Source organism: Haloarcula sp. H-GB5 (genome assembly GCF_054850705.1).
Window position 1 is genome coordinate 847,258 of sequence record NZ_JBTWBG010000001.1, and the last position, 15,982, is coordinate 863,239.

Below are 15,982 nucleotides of genomic sequence, written 5' to 3' on the forward strand. Positions count from 1 at the left end.
CAATGGACGACCAGTATTTAGACGCATTCATCCGTGAAAGTGAAGAAGCGATTACCGAACTCAACAACTCGCTGCTCGAACTCGAATCCGACCCCTCCAACACGGAGGCGATGGATTCGATCTTCCGGACAGCCCACACGCTGAAGGGCAACTTCGGCGCGATGGGCTTTGACAACGCAGCAAATCTCGCGCACGCGATGGAGGACCTGCTCGACGAGATGCGCCAGGGCGAGATGGAGGTCACGCCGGACCTGATGGACCTCGTCTTCGCTGGCGTCGACCAGATCGAGATCATCGTCGGAGAGATCGAAGAGCATGGTGAATCGGGGACAGAGACCGACGAGATGGTCGAAGAACTCCGAGCCGTCCTCGAAGAGGGGGCCGCCGCCGCGGGCGACACCGAAACAGCAGACGACGGCGATTCGTCGGACAGCGACGAGTCGCTCACCACGGATGCGGACGTCAGTGATGCCGATATCGACGGCGACGCTGTCGACGAGCAGGTCCTGCAGGCCGAAATCAGCGTTGGGGAGTCGGATATGCTCGGCGTCGACTCGATGCTGGCCGTCGAATCCATCGAGGGGCGGTTCGACATTCTCGATTCGAGTCCGAGCCGTGCCGATATCGAGGACGGCGAGTTCGAGGACACGTTCGTCCTGTATCTCGACGGCCCCGACGCGGCGACTGTCGACGCCGAACTCGGGACGACCGGGAAGGTCGACAGCTTCGACGTGACCGACGTGACCGACGAACTGGTAAGCGATACAGACTCAGGCTCCGATGCTGCCGAGGATACTGACACGGGTTCGGACCCGGACCCGGACCCGGACGCCGAAGAGGAACACAGCGTCGACGAAATCAAGTCCGTTCGCGTCGACGTAGACCAGCTCGACGACCTCCACGGGCTCGTCGAGCAACTGGTCACGAGCCGAATCAAGCTCCGGCGCGGTGTCGAGAAAGACGACCTCGACTCCACCGGCGAGACGCTGAACGAACTGGACAAGATCACGGCGAACCTCCAGAACACAGTGATGGATATGCGGCTCATCCCGCTGAAGAAGGTCGTCGGGAAGTTCCCGCGGCTCGTCCGGGACCTCGCACGCGAACTCGACAAGGACATCGAGTTCGAGATCGAGGGCGAGGACATCGAACTCGATCGAACTATCCTCACCGAGATCTCGGACCCGCTGATGCACATCCTGCGGAACTCAGTCGACCACGGTATCGAACCGCCCGAGGAGCGCGAACAGGCGGGCAAGCCACGTACCGGCCACATCACGCTCCGGGCCTCCCGCGAGCGCGACCACGTCATCATCGAAGTCGAAGACGACGGGGCCGGACTCGACGTGGAAGGCATCAGGGAGAAGGCCATCGAGAAAGGCGTCCGCTCGCCAGAGGAACTGGACGCGATGGACGACTCCGCGGTGTATGACCTCGTGTTCCACCCCGGCTTCTCGACGGCCGACGAAGTGACCGACACCAGCGGACGTGGCGTTGGCATGGACGTCGTCCACGACACGGTCTCCCAGCTCGACGGGTCGGTCAGCGTCGACTCCGAACCGGGTGAAGGAACGACCGTCTCACTGCGCCTGCCGGTGACGATGGCTATCGTCAAGGTGCTGTTCGTCAAGGTCGGCGACGAGGAGTACGGTGTCCCGATCAAGAACGTGGACGAGATTACCGGAACGGAGGAAGCAAAACAGGTCAACGGCCAGGAGGTCATCAAACACAACGACGAGATCTATCCGGTCATCCACCTCGACGACACCTTCGACATCGAGGGCGAGACGGCCAACGGCGACGGGATGCTCGTCCGCATCCGCGAGTCCGAGCGCCAGGTCGCGCTCCACTGTGACTCGGTCAACAGCCAGGAAGAAGTCGTCGTCAAGCCCTTGGAGGGTATCCTCTCGGGAACACCCGGTCTCTCGGGTACGGCTGTACTGGGCGACGGGAACATCGTCCACATCCTCGACGTGGTGACGCTATGAACAAAGGTAGCGAGCGCACCTTCGAAGATCTCGTGGAGTTCATCGGCGATGAGATGGACTTCGAGTCGGGCTTTTACAACGACTCGTACCTCGACCGCCGCATCACCGCGCGGATGCGCCGAACCGACACCGAGGACTACCAGTCCTACCAGCGACTGCTGGAACGCGACGACGGCGAGCGCGAGGAACTGCTCGATTCGCTGTCGATCAACGTCACCGGTTTCTTCCGGAACCCTGAGGCGTGGGAGCGACTGCGGCCGGTCCTCCGCGAACTCACGGAGAACAACCGTCGCGTCAGGCTCTGGTCGGCCCCGAGTGCCGACGGCCGCGAGCCGTATTCGGCGGCGATGCTGGCACTCGACGACCCCGAGATCGACGCCCGCCGGGTCGAAATCACGGCGACAGACATCAACGCCGACATCCTCGAAGAGGCCCGTGACGGGACCTACGCGACCTCCCAGACGACCGACATCGCTGATGAACTGGAACCGCTGGACGATTACACGAAGTACATTGAACAGGACGGCGACACATTTCAGGTTCGAGACCGGGTCAAGGAGATGGTCACGTTCGAACAACACGACCTCATCCGGGGCGACCCCAAGCGCGATTTCGATCTGGTGTTCTGCCGGAACCTCCTCATCTACATCGACTCGGAGTTCAAGGTCCCCATCTTCGAGACGATCCGCGGGTCGCTCCGCGAGGGCGGGTATCTCATGATCGGCATGACCGAGACGCTACCCGGGGAGTGTCGGGATTCCTTCGAAGCGGTCGACAAACGACACCGCATCTACCGGCGTGTGTAGCGACCAATGAGCCTCTACGAACTGGAACGGGACGGCAAGGCACAGGAACTCATCCGCCTCCTCAGAGAGAGCGACAACGAACGGGTCAAGACCCGTGCCGCGGAGCTACTGGGGAACTTCGACGACCACGACGACCGGCGCGACGTGGTCAACGCGCTCGTGGACGCAGCCCAGAGCGACAGCGACGCGATCACCGGCGCGGCTATCGACTCGCTCGACGAACTCGGCGACGACGCGATCACGCAACTCATCGGGAGTATGGCCGGCGTCGACCTCGAAGACGACGCGGCCGACTGGGTGAAGGCGAAGGCGTACATGCAGGTGCTCGACGCTGACGTGCCGGAACTCCGGATGGCAGCGGCGAACGGCCTTGGAAACTTAGACCAGGCTGACGCGGTCCCGAAGCTCGCGGAGCGCTTCGAGGACCCTGACCCACGAGTGCGGGCGCGGGCGGCCCGGTCTGCCGGGAAGATCGGCGACTCGCGGGCGACAACGCCGCTGGAGTCAGTCCTGTCGGACCCGAAAGCCGGCGTCAGGCGTGAAGCCGCCGACGCGCTGGGCAACATCGGGAACCGACAGGCGCTCCAGGCGCTGCTCCCGCTGTACGAGGACGACGACGAGCGAGTTCGGCGCATCGCCGTCGGGGCGTTCGGGAACTTCGGCAACGACCGGCCCGTCGACTATCTCATCGAAGCCCTCTCGGACGACTCCGCCGCCGTCCGCCGGACGGCCGTCTACTCGCTCATCGAACTCCTGTCGAACGTCCCAACCGACCAGAGCCACGAGATCCGTGACACCGTCGTTGAGAAGCTCTCGAACACTGACGACCGCAGCGTCGTCGTGCCGCTGGTCGAGATTCTCGAAGAGAGCACCCAGTCCGCACAGCGGCGCAACACCGCTTGGATGCTCGGCCGGGTTACCAGCCAGGAAGAGCGTGACCGCGTCATCGAATCGCTGGTCGACGCGCTCGGCGAGGACGATCAGATGCTCCGGCAGTTCGCCGCCACCAGTCTCGCCGAACTCGGCGACGACGACAACATGGTGGAACGGCGGCTGCTCAAGATCGTACAGGACGACGGCGTCGACCCCGAAGTCCGGGGCCAGGCCATCTTCACCCTCGGGAAGGTCGGCGGCGAGCGCTCTCGGAAGACGCTGGACAAGCTCATCGACGAGACCGAACACGACGTGGTCCGGAAGAAGGCCTTCTCGGCCATCTCGAAGCTCGGTGGCCGCGGATGAGTCAGCCGAGTGGATTAAGACGCGGCGGGGCGTACACGAGAGCGATAGCTGGCTAACCGATGAGCGATGGAGAACACGCACTGGTCGATACGAAGGGGAAGTTCGTCCAGGTTGTCTCGGATGGGCGCAAGCGCAACGACATCGAGTGGTTACCCGGCCGGATTCTCCTCTCGAACAAGCGCCTCGTCCTCGCGACCAACGACGGCAAGCGGACAATCCCGCTGTCGAAGGTCAGCAGCGTCACCGCCAGCCAGATGAACCAACCCCTCGCACAGGTGGACAGCTACATCAAGGTGCAGGCCGGCCGGAACGTGACGCTCATCTCGGCGAAGAAAGCCGATGAGTTTCAGGAGAAGCTCTACAGCACGCTGCTTGACCAGACTGTTGTCCTCATCAATCATCCTGCAGTCAAGGGCGGCGTCGTGCAGGACGGCGGCTGGGAGAAGGGGCGGCTCAAACTCGACGGCGACTGCATCAATCTCGCCATCGCCAGCGGCACGTTCGTCGAACTGGATATTGACGACGTTGGGACCGTCGAGTCCAAAGAGAAGACGATCCGCGGCGACGAGCGACCGCTGTTGGAGGTCGAACACACTATCGAAGGGACCAGCGTCGAGACCCACATTTCGGGGACGCCGCGTCACGTCTCGCTCATCGAGGGGCTCGTCCGGCAGGGCGAGCAGCGCAACATCGCCGACGACGTAGACCTCACCGATAAGGAGACGCAAGTACTGATGGCGCTGTACTCCGGAATCTCGCCGTTCAAGATTCCGGATTTCGTCGATATGGAGATCGAGGAAGTCGAAGACGTGTACGACCGGTTGATGGAGGCCGATATCCTCGAACCGGTCCGGACACGCCGGGAGGTCCAGCTCGAGGCCCGCGGCCGCTCGATTGCGAGCGACGCGATGGCCGACCAGTGACCGGGACGGACGGTTCGACGCGTTTTTGAAGCGCGGTTGATTGAGAACAGGTATGGCAGAATTCACGGTTGCCGTCTCCGACCCGGAGGACGGCCACACCTACCAGATCGACGTTGACGGACAGGACGCAAACCGCTTCATCGGCCGCGAACTCGGCGACGAGGTCGACGGCGGCGCTGTCGGCCTCGACGGCTACACGCTCGAACTGACCGGCGGCTCGGACACCTCCGGCCGACCGATGCGACCCGACGTTCGCGGCGTCACGACGAAAGAGATCATGTCCGACGGCGGCGTCGGCTTCAAGCCGACCACCGACGGCGAGCGCAAGCGCATCACCGTCCGCGGCCGCGAGGTCAGCGACGACACGCGCCAGATCAACGCGAAGATCACGGCCCGCGGCAGCGACGACGTGGCCGACCTCCTCGGCGACGACGAGTAAGTCACGTGCCGGATCGCGTTCCCAGTGACCACGAAACCGTCGAGACGCATCGCGTTCCCGTCGAGTCGGTCGGCCGAACCGACCGACCGCGAGTCGTGCTCCCGGACGAACTCGATTTCGACGACGGCGACACCGTCCGCCTTGCGCTGGACGGCGACCGGTACCACGCCGTCGTCGAGACGAATCTCGACGGCGAGCCGGTGATCTCACACGTCGCCGACAACCGCCGCCTGGCCCGCGAACGGGACGGGACGAACCGCCTCGCGGAGTGGGTCGCCGATAGTGATGTCTCGCTCGACGGCTCGGCGCACCTCGACGTGGTCACCGACGGGACCGAGTACGGCCTCCGAACGCCGGGCAAGCGCGTCGTCTATACAGCGACCGGCGGGCCGGACTCCTCGCTGTCTGATATCGCTCGAAATCTCGATAATTGACGCCGGTCGGCACTATTTTGCCGAATAAATCCGATTTTTGCTGCTGATACTCGCGCGAAACGCTCAATATCAGTGCTGATGTACATCGGGTAACGGACGAATGTCGGAATCAGTGATCGCGGATTTCGTCGGCAAATTCAACTCCGAAGTGGCCGGTCGGGGCGACCCCATCAGAGGTCGGATCGTCCTCTCGCAAAAGCGGCTGGTACTGGCCGCGAGCGAGGACGACAAGCTGACGATCCCGCTGGATTCGATTTTCGACATCGCCATCGGGCAGGTCCCACCCGACCTAGGCGATTTTTTCGACTCGACGGTGACGATTGCCTTCGAGCGCAATGGGAAGCGACTCGTCGCGGCCATCGAAGCCGGCGACGAGAAAATCGAGAAGTTCGGCACGGTACTGTTCAAGGCGGTTATCAACGGCACCGAAACGACGGTCAAAGAGCGCGCCCGCGTCGGTGGTCGCGTCACCGACGAATCGTTCAAAACGGCGAAGCTGTTTCTCACGCCCGGTAACGTCGAGTTCCGGCGCAACGACGGGTCGTTCAACATCGATCTCAAGACAGTGTCGGACTTCGACCGGAACACGCGGGAAATTAACGGCAAAGGCCGGCCGGTGCTGACGGTCCGGCACATGAAAGACGGAACGGCCATGACGACGCTGGCTGCGATGGCCTCGAACCGAAAGATGTCCATCCTCGGGCGCTATCTCCGCCGCGAGTACGCCGAACTCATGGAGGAGCTCAAAGACGTCGAACTCACGAAAGACAAGAAGGAAGTGCTGGTCGCGATGTACTCGACCGGCGACATGGACGGGATGCCGCTTGCGAGTATTCTCGGCAAGGACTCCTCGCAGGTGTCGCTGATCCTCCAGGACCTCTCAGCCGACGGCCTCGTACAGGACGGCTCCGACGGGCCGACGCTCACGCCGACTGGCAAGATTGTCGCCAGCCGCCACCTCGAAGACGTGAACGCCTGACAGGGTGCTGGCGCTCGTCGGCTTACTCCTCGGCCGCGACAATCGTACTAACTCTGGCGTTTTCCTTGAGCTTCAGCCCCGCGCCGCCGACCGATAGCGGCACACGCGGAAGCGCGTCGACGTCCAGCGTCGGGTGGGACGCGCCGCGTTCGAGCAGTTCCGTCCGCGGCTGGAGCGTCACCGTCGCCTCGCCGGTCAGCGACTCGTTGTACTCGATGAGGTACTGACCGTCCCGCAGCGTCCACCACTCGTAGTCGTCGTCCGGGTCTCGCTTTTCGCTCGCGTGGGGCACCACTTCAGCCGCGTCGAGTTCGCCGCCGCCGAAATCGATGCGCCCCGGCTCGACGATCTCGTACACCGCAGCGACGGTGAGGTCGAACCCCGGGCTGTCGGTCTGGGTCGGTTCGTGGACGATGTCCGTGACGTACTCGGCGAAGTCGGTCATGTACGTCTGTATGCCGTGAGCGTGCCTAAAAGTGAGGCTATGACGGGACAGTGACCTGTGGGAGGAACGCGGCACTTTTGCCCAGCGAGTGACTCCCTCTCTGCATGACCAAACACACGGAGTTTCTGGCGGGTGAGCGGCCTGAAGACGTGCTGTTCTTCCTCCACGAGGACGCCGTCTCGAACCCGGGCGCACTAGCCGAGTACGCCGACGAAGTCGAGGACGGGCACATCCTCGTCCTGCCGGGCGACGACGGCCGGAGTGCGTTCCAGTCGGCGACGGGCATCGACCCGATGGGACTGGCCCAGCAGGCGATGGGCACCGAAGGCGACATTCACGACGACCTGACGGGTGCGGTCTGTCCGGTCGCGGAGGAGGAACCGGAGAGCGACCACACCACCAGCTTCGTCTTCGCCTTCGCCGAGGAACAGAACGAGGACGTTGGCGGCCTCTACGCCGAGGGGGACGTGGTCCACGCCTACGCGGTGTGTGCCTGCGGGGAACGGTACAGCGACAAGTGGGTCGTCGGGGAGTAGCTTACAGCAGGAACGGTTCAGCCAGTCGGACGAGCAGTGCCTTCGGCAGGCCTGTCACGGGGCCGCCGTCGTGTGAGTACGGCACCCCGACCTCGTCACGGGTGACGCCGTGCCGGAGGTGCTGGACGCCGTCGGCGAGGAACCAGCAACCGAGGAGCGCCCCCGGGACGACAACCCACGTCGGGCCGGCGGCCGCGACCGTGTACGCCGCGAAGCCGGACACAAGGAAGCCAAACACTACGTGGTCGGCGTAGTCGCCGACAGCGACCTGAGCGGCGTCGGCGGCGAGCCGGACGCAGAAGGCCATCGCCGCCACGGCTGCGGCGTACCGTATTGAGCCGTCGAGGACCAGCAGCGTCGCGCCGACAGCGACGGTGCTTCCGAGTCGCTGTCGGATGGCTGTCTCGCGCCAGATTCGAGTATGGAGGGATTCGGTCATCACCCGGGAGTGACGGCAGATAAATAAATCAACGTTGTGTCGAGCGGCGATACACCATTCACGTCGCTGTCGGGTCCGTCTATCGGTCGGTATCGACGCCTTCCTCTTCTTCCTCGGGCAGCCGCCGGAAGGCATCGACAATGGCCTGTTTCGCAACAGCCCCCTGCGTCGTCCAGTGGTGGGCGTAGTCCATCATGTCGTCGTAGATGTCGGGCTTGCAGCCCGCCGCTTTCGGATGGCCGCCGCCGTTGACCTGCTGGGCGACCTCGTGGGCGCGCTCGAAGCTGTCCGTCCCGCGAATCGAGGCGGAGCCGGCGGGCTTGACGATGACAGCGGCGTCCGCGCCCTGCTCGCGGAGGGCTTCGGCGACCTCGTTCTGCGAGCAGCGGCCGTAGGTGACGCCGACCGTCCACTCGCCCACGTCGCGGAGTTCGGCCCGGTCGACGGCCTTCTCGATGAGCGCCTCCTTCTCGACGCGCTTCTCCTCGAGGTACTCGTGGAACTCCGGCGAGAGGTCGGGGCCGTGGTCGCGGACCGCCTCGATGTACTCCTCGGGTTCGCTCCAGTAGGACAGGTCAGCAAGGTCGTCGCTGCGAGGGTCGTCACGGATCCAGAGGTCGTGGTCGCGGGTGACGGCGGCGAGGTCGGCCCACTGCTCGTCGAAGTCGTAGTCGAGTTCCGACAGCGCTACGTCGGCGGTACACACTTCGTCGGAGTCACCGACAGTGCGCTCGACGCCGGCCGCGTCCACGTCGGCGGCAAGGTCGTCAGGCCACTGGTGGTGGTCGAACCAGACGACCCGTTCGACGGTGTCGACCAGTGAATCGAGCGGGGCGATGTCGGACTCGCGGTCGGGACAGAGGTCACAGATGAAGACGGTCGCGCCGGGGTCGGCGTACTCGGCGGTCCATTCGAGCGCCTCCGTGAGTTCATGCGGGCCGGCGGGCAGCAGCGCGCCTTCGCCGTGGGCTTCCCGAATCAACGCGGTACAGGCCAGTCCGTCTGCGTCCGGGTCGGCGATAACGATGACGCTAGCGTCCTGCAGTGTCTCAGCGGCCTCGGCTTCGGCTTGCTCTTCCTCGTAGGAATCCGGGATAAAGAACCCCTCACCGGGGAGTACGGATTTGCGGCCGATAGAGAGGCGGTCGTCGTCGATGAGCCAATCGTCCATGCCCCTGCAAGCGGGCGGGGCGTCAAGAAGCCGTCGGGTTCCGTTACACGTCCTCGCGCTCGGGGTTTGGCTCGCCTTCGAGCTGGCGGACCGTCAGCAGCGGCATCGGAGCCTCGCGGACAAGTTCCTCTGCGACGCTTCCCAGCAGGTACCCGTGTTCGCCGTGGCGGCCGCGGGTTCCGCTGACGATGACATCGGCGTCGTGCTCCACCGCGTACGTACAGATCTCGTCGGCCGGGTCGCCCTCTCGGACAGCAGTGACGAGTTCCTCGTCTGCCTCGGCGTCGGCGGCCTCCAGAATGAACGAGAGGGCGCGGCCACCAGTGGTCGCCAGCGCGCGCTCCAGCGCCTCACGAACTTCTTTAGGAGTCGTCTCAACCTCACCGGTGTCGACGACGTACAGCCCGTGGACAGTTGCGTCGAAGCGCGCTGCCAAGTCCAGCGCCGCTTCGACGGCCCGCTCTGCGCTGCCGGAGCCGTCCGTGGCGATGACCACCGTATCGAACATACACCACGCATCGAAGCCGCGACTAAATACACTGTTGGTCACGGCGAGGGTCTCTCCATATGACACTGCATCACCGGCGCGAACCTCGGTGGATTTTTGCCGGCCGGGGCCGCACTGGCGAGTGATGGACATCGACCTCGTACTCGCGCCGGTCGACGGCAGCGACCAGTCGGAACGAGCGGCCGAGTACGCGATCGCCGTCGCGGAGCGGTACGACGCCGACCTCCACCTGCTGTTCGTCATCGACGAACGGCTCCACCGGGATATCGACAGCGGCGACGTGAGCGCGACCGCGATCGCCGAGGAGCACCAGGCGTTCACCGAGAGTATCCGAGAACGATTCCGCGACGCCCACGACGGCGTGTTCGAAACGTCGTCCGCGACCGCGTTCTCAGAGACGCGACTCATGCAAACGCCGGGCAGCGTCGTCCTCGACGTGGCAGAGGACCTCGACGCGGACTTCATCGTCGTCCCGCGCGAGGAAAGAAGCGAAGGCGAAGAGGCTGTCGGGCGCGCGGCGACCTACGTCATCGAGTACGCAAGCCAGCCAGTCCTCACCGTTTAAAGACGGATCGCCATCTCTATCTCGAAGCTCTCGGCGCTACTGATCTCGAACCCGACCTTCTCGTACAGCGATATCGCCGGATCGTTCCACCGCTCAACGGTGAGCCAGACGTGGTCGATGCCCTCGGTCTGGCCGTACCCCAGCAGCGTCTCGACCAGCGCCGTCCCGATACCAGCGCCCTGGTAGGCCTGTAGCACGAAGATAGCGAGTTCGTGCTCGTCCTCGTTGTCCGGGACCAGCGTCGCGTGGCCGGCGACGGTGTCGTCGTGTTTGGCGACGACGTTGACACAGTCGCCGTCAAGGATCGTTTCGAGCCACTCGCGGATAGCTTCCTCTTTGACCGGCGGGATGCCCTGCGCACGGTCGGCAGGGTCGAAATCGAGATACATCTCGACGAGGCTCTCCGTGTCGGCGTCGTCGGCGGGGATGACGTCGATGGGGCGGTCCTTGCGGTCGGTGATCGTCCGCGGCGGCTGTGGGAACGCTTCGGCGGGTTCGTCTGGATACGTGCGAGTCATCGGATGAGAGTCACCGGCGTCTGTGCGTTCAGCAGGACGAACTCGACAATGGGGCCGAGCTGTATCTTCCCGAGCGGCGAGCGGCCGCCACCGCCGAGGACGATCCTATCGAACCCCTCGCTCTCGGCGATGTTCACCAGCTCGCTGCCCGGCGAAGTGCCTTCGACGTGGCGGATCGGCGGCTCGAGCCCGCTTTCGTCGATATGCTCCTGTATCCGCTGCTGGACCGTCTCGAGGTCGGCGTCGATGTCGCCGTTTTCGAAGATAGCGACGGTCAGCTCGTCGCCTGTTTCCGATACGCGTTCGAGTGTCTCGGTCAGTGCCTGGTAGGACAGTTCGCTGCCCCCGACACCGAGCAGTAGTTTCATAGTCGGGCCATGTATGGGAGCGGTAAAAAAGCCACCCGGCTGAACTGTTGGTTGGAGAGAATGACAGCGGGACGGCGGCGATACCCTTTTTCACCGCGGGCACGCATTCCCGGCTATGACTGAGGGCGCACCGCCGGACGAGACGGATGTCGAGGCGGCAGATGACGGATCGACCGGACACCAGTCGGACGAGCCGGCGGCCGCGGGTGACGGGGCCGACGACGCCACCACGGACAGCGACCCTGCGGACTCGGCCACTGAACAGACGGCCCCGGCCGAGCCAGCCAGCGAGACGGCGGTGTCCGAAGCCAGTGACATCCCGTCCGACGTACAGAAGTACGACCGCTTCAAGAAGATCGAGGGCGGGACCTACGACCGCGCGAACGACTTCCTCCGGGACCGGACGTACATCACCGCCCGCGAGTGGGCTATCGCCCGGCTCTGTGCCGACTTCCGGACCGAAACGGGCGTCGAGATGACGAAGATCGGGGAGAACCTCCCCGAACTCGTCCCGTTCATGACGGACACGTACACGCCACAGGCGGTCAATCAGGCCCGCGCCGCCTTCGAAGACAAGGTCCGGAAGGCCGGTGCGACGTTCCTCTACGGTGCGATGTGTGACTTCTTCACCGCCGAGGACCTCGACGACGTGATGTACGAGGCCACCGAGGTCGCGAAGTTCCTGCTCGAAGTCGAGGGCGTCGACCTCGCCGTCGAGGACGAGATGGAGGCCGAGGACCGGATTTCCTCGGTGATGCGGGAGGTCCGCGAGCAGTCGGCGGCGCTGCGACACGACGAGGTGTGTTGTCCGGAGTGTGGCAATGAATTCGAAGTTGACGAGTAGACACGGCTGAGATGGACGATATCGACCCCGGCGCACAGCCGTCGATGTCGGTCCACGAAGCGACACGAGAAGTCCTACGGACCGACCTGGCCATTGGCATCGGCGGGGCGGTGCTTGGCTACGTGGAGGCGGGGACAGCACTGGTCGACGTACTGGCGGTGGTCGTCGGGTTCGGACTCCTGACGGGTATCACGGTGGCTGTCGTCGAACACGACGCGGTCCCGGGCGTCTACCCGGAGGTCGCCGCACTGGCGGCGTTCATCGTGCTTTCCGGGGTTGTCGCCGGCCTCATGATGCTTTCCGAGGTGTCGGTGACACTCGTACTCGCGGCCGTTCTCTCGGGCTTCGGTGTCGGTGTCATCGGCAACCGGTTGCTCTACGGGATCGTTTTCGACGTGCCAGCGTACCGACTGAGCCGAGTCCGAGAGACCTCGTAGCTAAGCGGTCTGTGACCGATCCGGAACCAGATTTCACTCGGGGAAGAACGGCTCGGGGTCCTCGTGGGTGACGGTGACCACCTCGTCGTCGGTGAGCGGTCGGATGTGCGAGTACAGTCCGTGGTCGGCCGCGACCTGCGCGAGGTCCGCGCGGTCGGTCTGGTCGTAGTACAGCGGCACGAGCACGGCGAGGTCGTCACCACATTCCAGCGCGACAAGCAGGAACACCATCCCGTCGTCTGTCGCTCGGAACACCTCGGAGCGGTCGACAGTACGGTCTTCGAGCGCGTCGGCGACCCGCCGGAACTCATCGCCGGGAACCACGACATCGAAGCCGAGCCGCCGAGTTTCGGGCTCGTACTCGCCAGTCTGTTCGGCCATCGTCCGCGGCTCACCGGTCAGCACCGCCACGTCGCCGGGGTGGAGTTCGATGGCCTCGCGCCCGTCGTCGCGGTACTGTGTCGCCGTGGCCGCCATGTCCTCGATGACCTGCTCCCAGTGACCGACGACACGATCGAAGGGGTTAGACTCGGGGTCGACAGGGTCGTTCATACGTCGAGTGTGGCAGCGGCCGGGATAAATTGTTGGTGGGACAGTGGCACAACAGTTTTACTGGTATTTTGAGAAGTGGGTGACAGATGCGCGACCTCTTAACATTATCCGACCTCCGAACCCAGTTCGAGACGGACCGCGGCACCGTCAAAGCCGTCGACGGCATCGACCTCACTGTCAGGGAGGGCGAAACCGTCGGGCTGGTCGGCGAGTCCGGATCGGGGAAATCTGTCACAGCGTTATCGGCGATGGATATCGTCGACGAGCCCGGACACATCGCCGGTGGGGAGATCCAGTTCGGTGCACTTGAGACAGTCACACGACTGTCTCGGCAGTATCCGAAGGAAGTACGGACGGCCGACAGTGACAGCGGTTTCATCACCATCGAGGCGGCGACGGTCGACCGGAGCCGTCTCCCCGAATCGGTTTCGACGACGGCTGACGACAAGACGCTCGCCGAGCAGTTCATTCAGAAGGCCCCGAAGAAGGCTCTCCCGGAGAGCGGCGACGCGCCCGTCACAATTACCGATGGCTACGTCGATCTGACGGCAGCCCCGGAGCGGGTGATGCGAGACATCCGCGGCGGCGATATGGGAATGATCTTCCAGGACCCGATGACCTCGCTGAATCCCGCGATAACAGTCGGGGAGCAGGTCGCGGAGAGCCTGCGCCTCCACCGCTACGGGAGCAAGCGAAACGACTCGTGGTTCAACGCCGTCCGTGAGATCACGCCCTCGATCAGCCGGGGCGGCGAGATGGACGAGGAGATCCGGTCTGACGTTATTTCGCTGCTGGAGGAGGTCGGTATCCCGGAACCGGCCGACCGTGTCAACGAGTATCCCCACGAGTTCTCCGGCGGGATGCGCCAGCGCGTCCTCATCGCCATCGCGCTTGCGTGCCGCCCGAAGCTTCTCGTCGCCGACGAGCCGACGACGGCGCTCGACGTGACCATCCAGGCACAGATTCTGGACCTCATCGACGACCTGCAGGCGGACCTCGGGATGTCGGTGCTGTTCATCACACACGACCTCGGCGTCGTCGCAGAGACCTGCGACCGCGTCGCCGTGATGTACGCCGGCGAAATCGTCGAGGAGGGGCCGGTCGAGGAGATATTCCAGAACCCGTCACATCCCTACACGTACACGCTACTCGAATCGATACCGGGTGAGGGGACAGAGCGGCTGACGCCAATCGAGGGGAACGTCCCCAGCCTCATCGACATGCCCGAAGGGTGCCACTTCGCCGATCGGTGTCCGTGGGCCCAGCCGGAGTGCCGTGAGGGCGATATTCCAGATCTCCAGCACGGCCCGGACGACGTCACCCACCGCTCGAAGTGTATCCTCGAATCGTTCGATACGGACGAATACGGCACCGGCGATACCGGCGTTGCCGCGACGGAGACGACGCGAACGGACAGACAGCTCATGGAAGTCGACGGGCTGAAAAAACACTTCTCGCGGGCCGACGACCTGCTTGACAAGTACATCGGGCGCGAACCGGAGTCGGTCAAGGCCGTCGACGGCGTCTCGATGGACATCTACGAGGGCGAGACGCTGGGACTCGTCGGCGAGTCCGGCTGTGGGAAGTCGACGACCGGCCGGACCATTCTCCGGCTACTCGAACCGACAGACGGGACCGTGGTCTTCGCCGGCCAAGACCTTTCGGAACTCGATAAAGGCGGCCTGCGGGAAGTCCGTCGGGATCTGCAGATGATCTTCCAAGACCCGATGTCCAGCCTCGACCCGCGGATGACCGTCGGCCAGACGATCATGGAGCCGCTGAAGATCCACGATCTCCCGGAAGACACCGGTGACGGCTCACGCCGCGAACAGCGGGTCGACCGCGTAGCCGACCTCATGGAGGCGGTGGGGCTCGACCCAGACCAGTACGACCGCTACCCGCACGAACTGTCTGGCGGACAGCGCCAGCGAGTCGGCATCGCCCGCGCGCTCGCCGTCGATCCCGATTTCATCGTCTGTGACGAACCCGTCTCGGCGCTGGACGTGAGCGTCCAGGCCCAGATAATCAACCTTCTGGAGGACCTCCAGCATGAGTTCGGCTTGACGTATCTGTTCATCGCCCACGACCTCTCTGTGGTGCGCCACATCTGTGACCGGGTCGCGGTGATGTATCTCGGCGAGGTGGTCGAAGTCGCCGACACGCCGGACCTGTTCGCGGACCCGAAACACCCCTACACGCGGGCGCTCATGTCGGCCATCCCGGAACCGGACCCGACCGTGGAGGCCGATCGGATACTGCTGAAAGGCGATGTCCCGTCACCGATAGACCCGCCATCTGGCTGTCACTTCCGGACTCGCTGTCCCGAGGTCATCCCCCCGAATATCGATATCGAGCAGGAGACGTATCGCGAGGTAATGGACTACCGGCAACGGGTCGAAGACGAGGCCATCACCATCGATGCAGTTCGGAAGCAGGCCGGAAACGACGACAGTGCCACAGCGGCGACGGACGGTGGCGCGGACCTCACCGAGCCGCCGAGCGGTAGGGGAGAGGTACCGATGGCAGCGTTCAAACAGACGATGTTCGACCGGTTCTTCGAAACGAGCCTGACCGGGGAGAACCGCCGGGTCGTCGAAACGTCGATTGAGCATCTCGCGGACGAGGACTGGGACGCCGCCGCATCGGTGCTACGGGATCGATTCGAAAGCGTCTGTGAGACACAGCACCCCGAACTGCAACCGGACTCTCATCCAGCAGCGTGTCACCTTTACGAACAGGAAGACGGAGACAGCAACTGACTAATATTACTTAGCTGCACATAACGCTCAGG

At 64.1% G+C, this 15,982-nt stretch carries 19 protein-coding genes; 12 read left to right on the forward strand and 7 right to left on the reverse strand.

The annotated features are described in order from the left end of the window. Positions 1-2: 2 nt before the first annotated feature. The 7 genes from cheA to ACYJ11_RS04435 all read left to right on the forward strand — a co-directional run bounded on the left by cheA (position 3) and on the right by ACYJ11_RS04435 (position 6,808). A complete protein-coding gene (cheA, locus tag ACYJ11_RS04405; RefSeq protein WP_461646865.1) occupies positions 3-1,988 on the forward strand; it encodes a chemotaxis protein CheA in 1,986 nt (661 codons plus the stop codon). Then, positions 1,985-2,794 (forward strand): CheR family methyltransferase, encoded by an 810-nt coding sequence (locus ACYJ11_RS04410; RefSeq protein WP_461646866.1) that lies wholly within the window; start codon positions 1,985-1,987, stop codon positions 2,792-2,794. The genes cheA and ACYJ11_RS04410 overlap by 4 nt, the downstream gene beginning before the upstream one ends. A 6-nt stretch (positions 2,795-2,800) precedes the next feature. Beyond that, complete coding sequence (locus ACYJ11_RS04415; RefSeq protein ID WP_421641950.1) at positions 2,801-4,033, forward strand: HEAT repeat domain-containing protein; 1,233 nt, start codon at positions 2,801-2,803, stop codon at positions 4,031-4,033. 59 nt (positions 4,034-4,092) lie between these two features. Then, positions 4,093-4,956 carry a CheF family chemotaxis protein gene (locus ACYJ11_RS04420; RefSeq protein ID WP_188975043.1) on the forward strand — a complete coding sequence of 288 codons (864 nt, stop codon included), beginning with the start codon at positions 4,093-4,095 and terminating at the stop codon, positions 4,954-4,956. A gap of 52 nt (positions 4,957-5,008) precedes the next feature. Further along, complete coding sequence (locus ACYJ11_RS04425) at positions 5,009-5,395, forward strand: 30S ribosomal protein S6e (protein ID WP_461646867.1); 387 nt, start codon at positions 5,009-5,011, stop codon at positions 5,393-5,395. Positions 5,396-5,400: 5 nt separating this feature from the next. Continuing rightward, positions 5,401-5,829 carry a DUF7112 family protein gene (locus ACYJ11_RS04430; RefSeq protein WP_461646868.1) on the forward strand — a complete coding sequence of 143 codons (429 nt, stop codon included), beginning with the start codon at positions 5,401-5,403 and terminating at the stop codon, positions 5,827-5,829. Positions 5,830-5,929: 100 nt separating this feature from the next. Beyond that, positions 5,930-6,808 carry a CheF family chemotaxis protein gene (locus ACYJ11_RS04435; protein ID WP_461646869.1) on the forward strand — a complete coding sequence of 293 codons (879 nt, stop codon included), beginning with the start codon at positions 5,930-5,932 and terminating at the stop codon, positions 6,806-6,808. A gap of 22 nt (positions 6,809-6,830) precedes the next feature. On the opposite strand, the gene ACYJ11_RS04440 is transcribed toward ACYJ11_RS04435, so the two are convergent. Then, positions 6,831-7,253 carry a dCTP deaminase/dUTPase family protein gene (locus tag ACYJ11_RS04440; protein WP_188975048.1) on the reverse strand — a complete coding sequence of 141 codons (423 nt, stop codon included), beginning with the start codon at positions 7,251-7,253 and terminating at the stop codon, positions 6,831-6,833. Between the two features lie 104 nt (positions 7,254-7,357). Here ACYJ11_RS04440 and ACYJ11_RS04445 point away from each other — a divergent pair, with 104 nt between their 5' ends. Then, positions 7,358-7,789: a DUF5807 family protein gene (locus ACYJ11_RS04445; protein WP_188975050.1), complete on the forward strand. Its 432-nt coding sequence runs from the start codon at positions 7,358-7,360 to the stop codon at positions 7,787-7,789. A 1-nt stretch (position 7,790) separates the two neighbouring features. Here the strand turns inward: ACYJ11_RS04445 and ACYJ11_RS04450 are convergent, their stop codons facing one another. From ACYJ11_RS04450 to ACYJ11_RS04460, 3 genes are all read right to left on the reverse strand, one after another. After that, the gene (locus ACYJ11_RS04450; protein WP_461646870.1) at positions 7,791-8,228 is read right to left on the reverse strand and encodes a hypothetical protein; all 438 of its coding nucleotides are present in this window, start codon (positions 8,226-8,228) and stop codon (positions 7,791-7,793) included. A 79-nt stretch (positions 8,229-8,307) separates the two neighbouring features. Next, complete coding sequence (locus ACYJ11_RS04455; RefSeq protein ID WP_461646871.1) at positions 8,308-9,399, reverse strand: DHH family phosphoesterase; 1,092 nt, start codon at positions 9,397-9,399, stop codon at positions 8,308-8,310. Positions 9,400-9,442: 43 nt separating this feature from the next. After that, a complete protein-coding gene (locus ACYJ11_RS04460; protein WP_461646872.1) occupies positions 9,443-9,907 on the reverse strand; it encodes a universal stress protein in 465 nt (154 codons plus the stop codon). 124 nt (positions 9,908-10,031) lie between these two features. On the opposite strand from ACYJ11_RS04460, the gene ACYJ11_RS04465 reads away from it, so the two are divergent. Continuing rightward, entirely contained in the window at positions 10,032-10,472 is a 441-nt protein-coding gene (locus tag ACYJ11_RS04465; RefSeq protein WP_005537352.1) for a universal stress protein, read from the forward strand. Here the strand turns inward: ACYJ11_RS04465 and ACYJ11_RS04470 are convergent. Then, a complete protein-coding gene (locus tag ACYJ11_RS04470) occupies positions 10,469-10,990 on the reverse strand; it encodes a GNAT family N-acetyltransferase (RefSeq protein WP_005537351.1) in 522 nt (173 codons plus the stop codon). The genes ACYJ11_RS04465 and ACYJ11_RS04470 overlap by 4 nt on opposite strands. Beyond that, entirely contained in the window at positions 10,987-11,358 is a 372-nt protein-coding gene (locus ACYJ11_RS04475; protein WP_188975058.1) for a universal stress protein, read from the reverse strand. Before ACYJ11_RS04475 ends, ACYJ11_RS04470 begins: the two co-directional genes overlap by 4 nt. 115 nt (positions 11,359-11,473) lie before the next feature. Between ACYJ11_RS04475 and ACYJ11_RS04480 the strand changes: the two genes are divergently transcribed. After that, positions 11,474-12,202 (forward strand): DUF5806 family protein, encoded by a 729-nt coding sequence (locus ACYJ11_RS04480; protein ID WP_461646873.1) that lies wholly within the window; start codon positions 11,474-11,476, stop codon positions 12,200-12,202. An 11-nt stretch (positions 12,203-12,213) separates the two neighbouring features. Beyond that, entirely contained in the window at positions 12,214-12,639 is a 426-nt protein-coding gene (locus ACYJ11_RS04485; RefSeq protein WP_461646874.1) for a hypothetical protein, read from the forward strand. Between the two features lie 33 nt (positions 12,640-12,672). Here the strand turns inward: ACYJ11_RS04485 and ACYJ11_RS04490 are convergent, their stop codons facing one another. Further along, positions 12,673-13,191 carry a DUF7529 family protein gene (locus ACYJ11_RS04490; RefSeq protein WP_461646875.1) on the reverse strand — a complete coding sequence of 173 codons (519 nt, stop codon included), beginning with the start codon at positions 13,189-13,191 and terminating at the stop codon, positions 12,673-12,675. An 86-nt stretch (positions 13,192-13,277) separates the two neighbouring features. On the opposite strand from ACYJ11_RS04490, the gene ACYJ11_RS04495 reads away from it, so the two are divergent. Continuing rightward, positions 13,278-15,950 carry a dipeptide ABC transporter ATP-binding protein gene (locus tag ACYJ11_RS04495; protein WP_188975064.1) on the forward strand — a complete coding sequence of 891 codons (2,673 nt, stop codon included), beginning with the start codon at positions 13,278-13,280 and terminating at the stop codon, positions 15,948-15,950. The last annotated feature ends 32 nt before the right edge of the window (positions 15,951-15,982 follow it).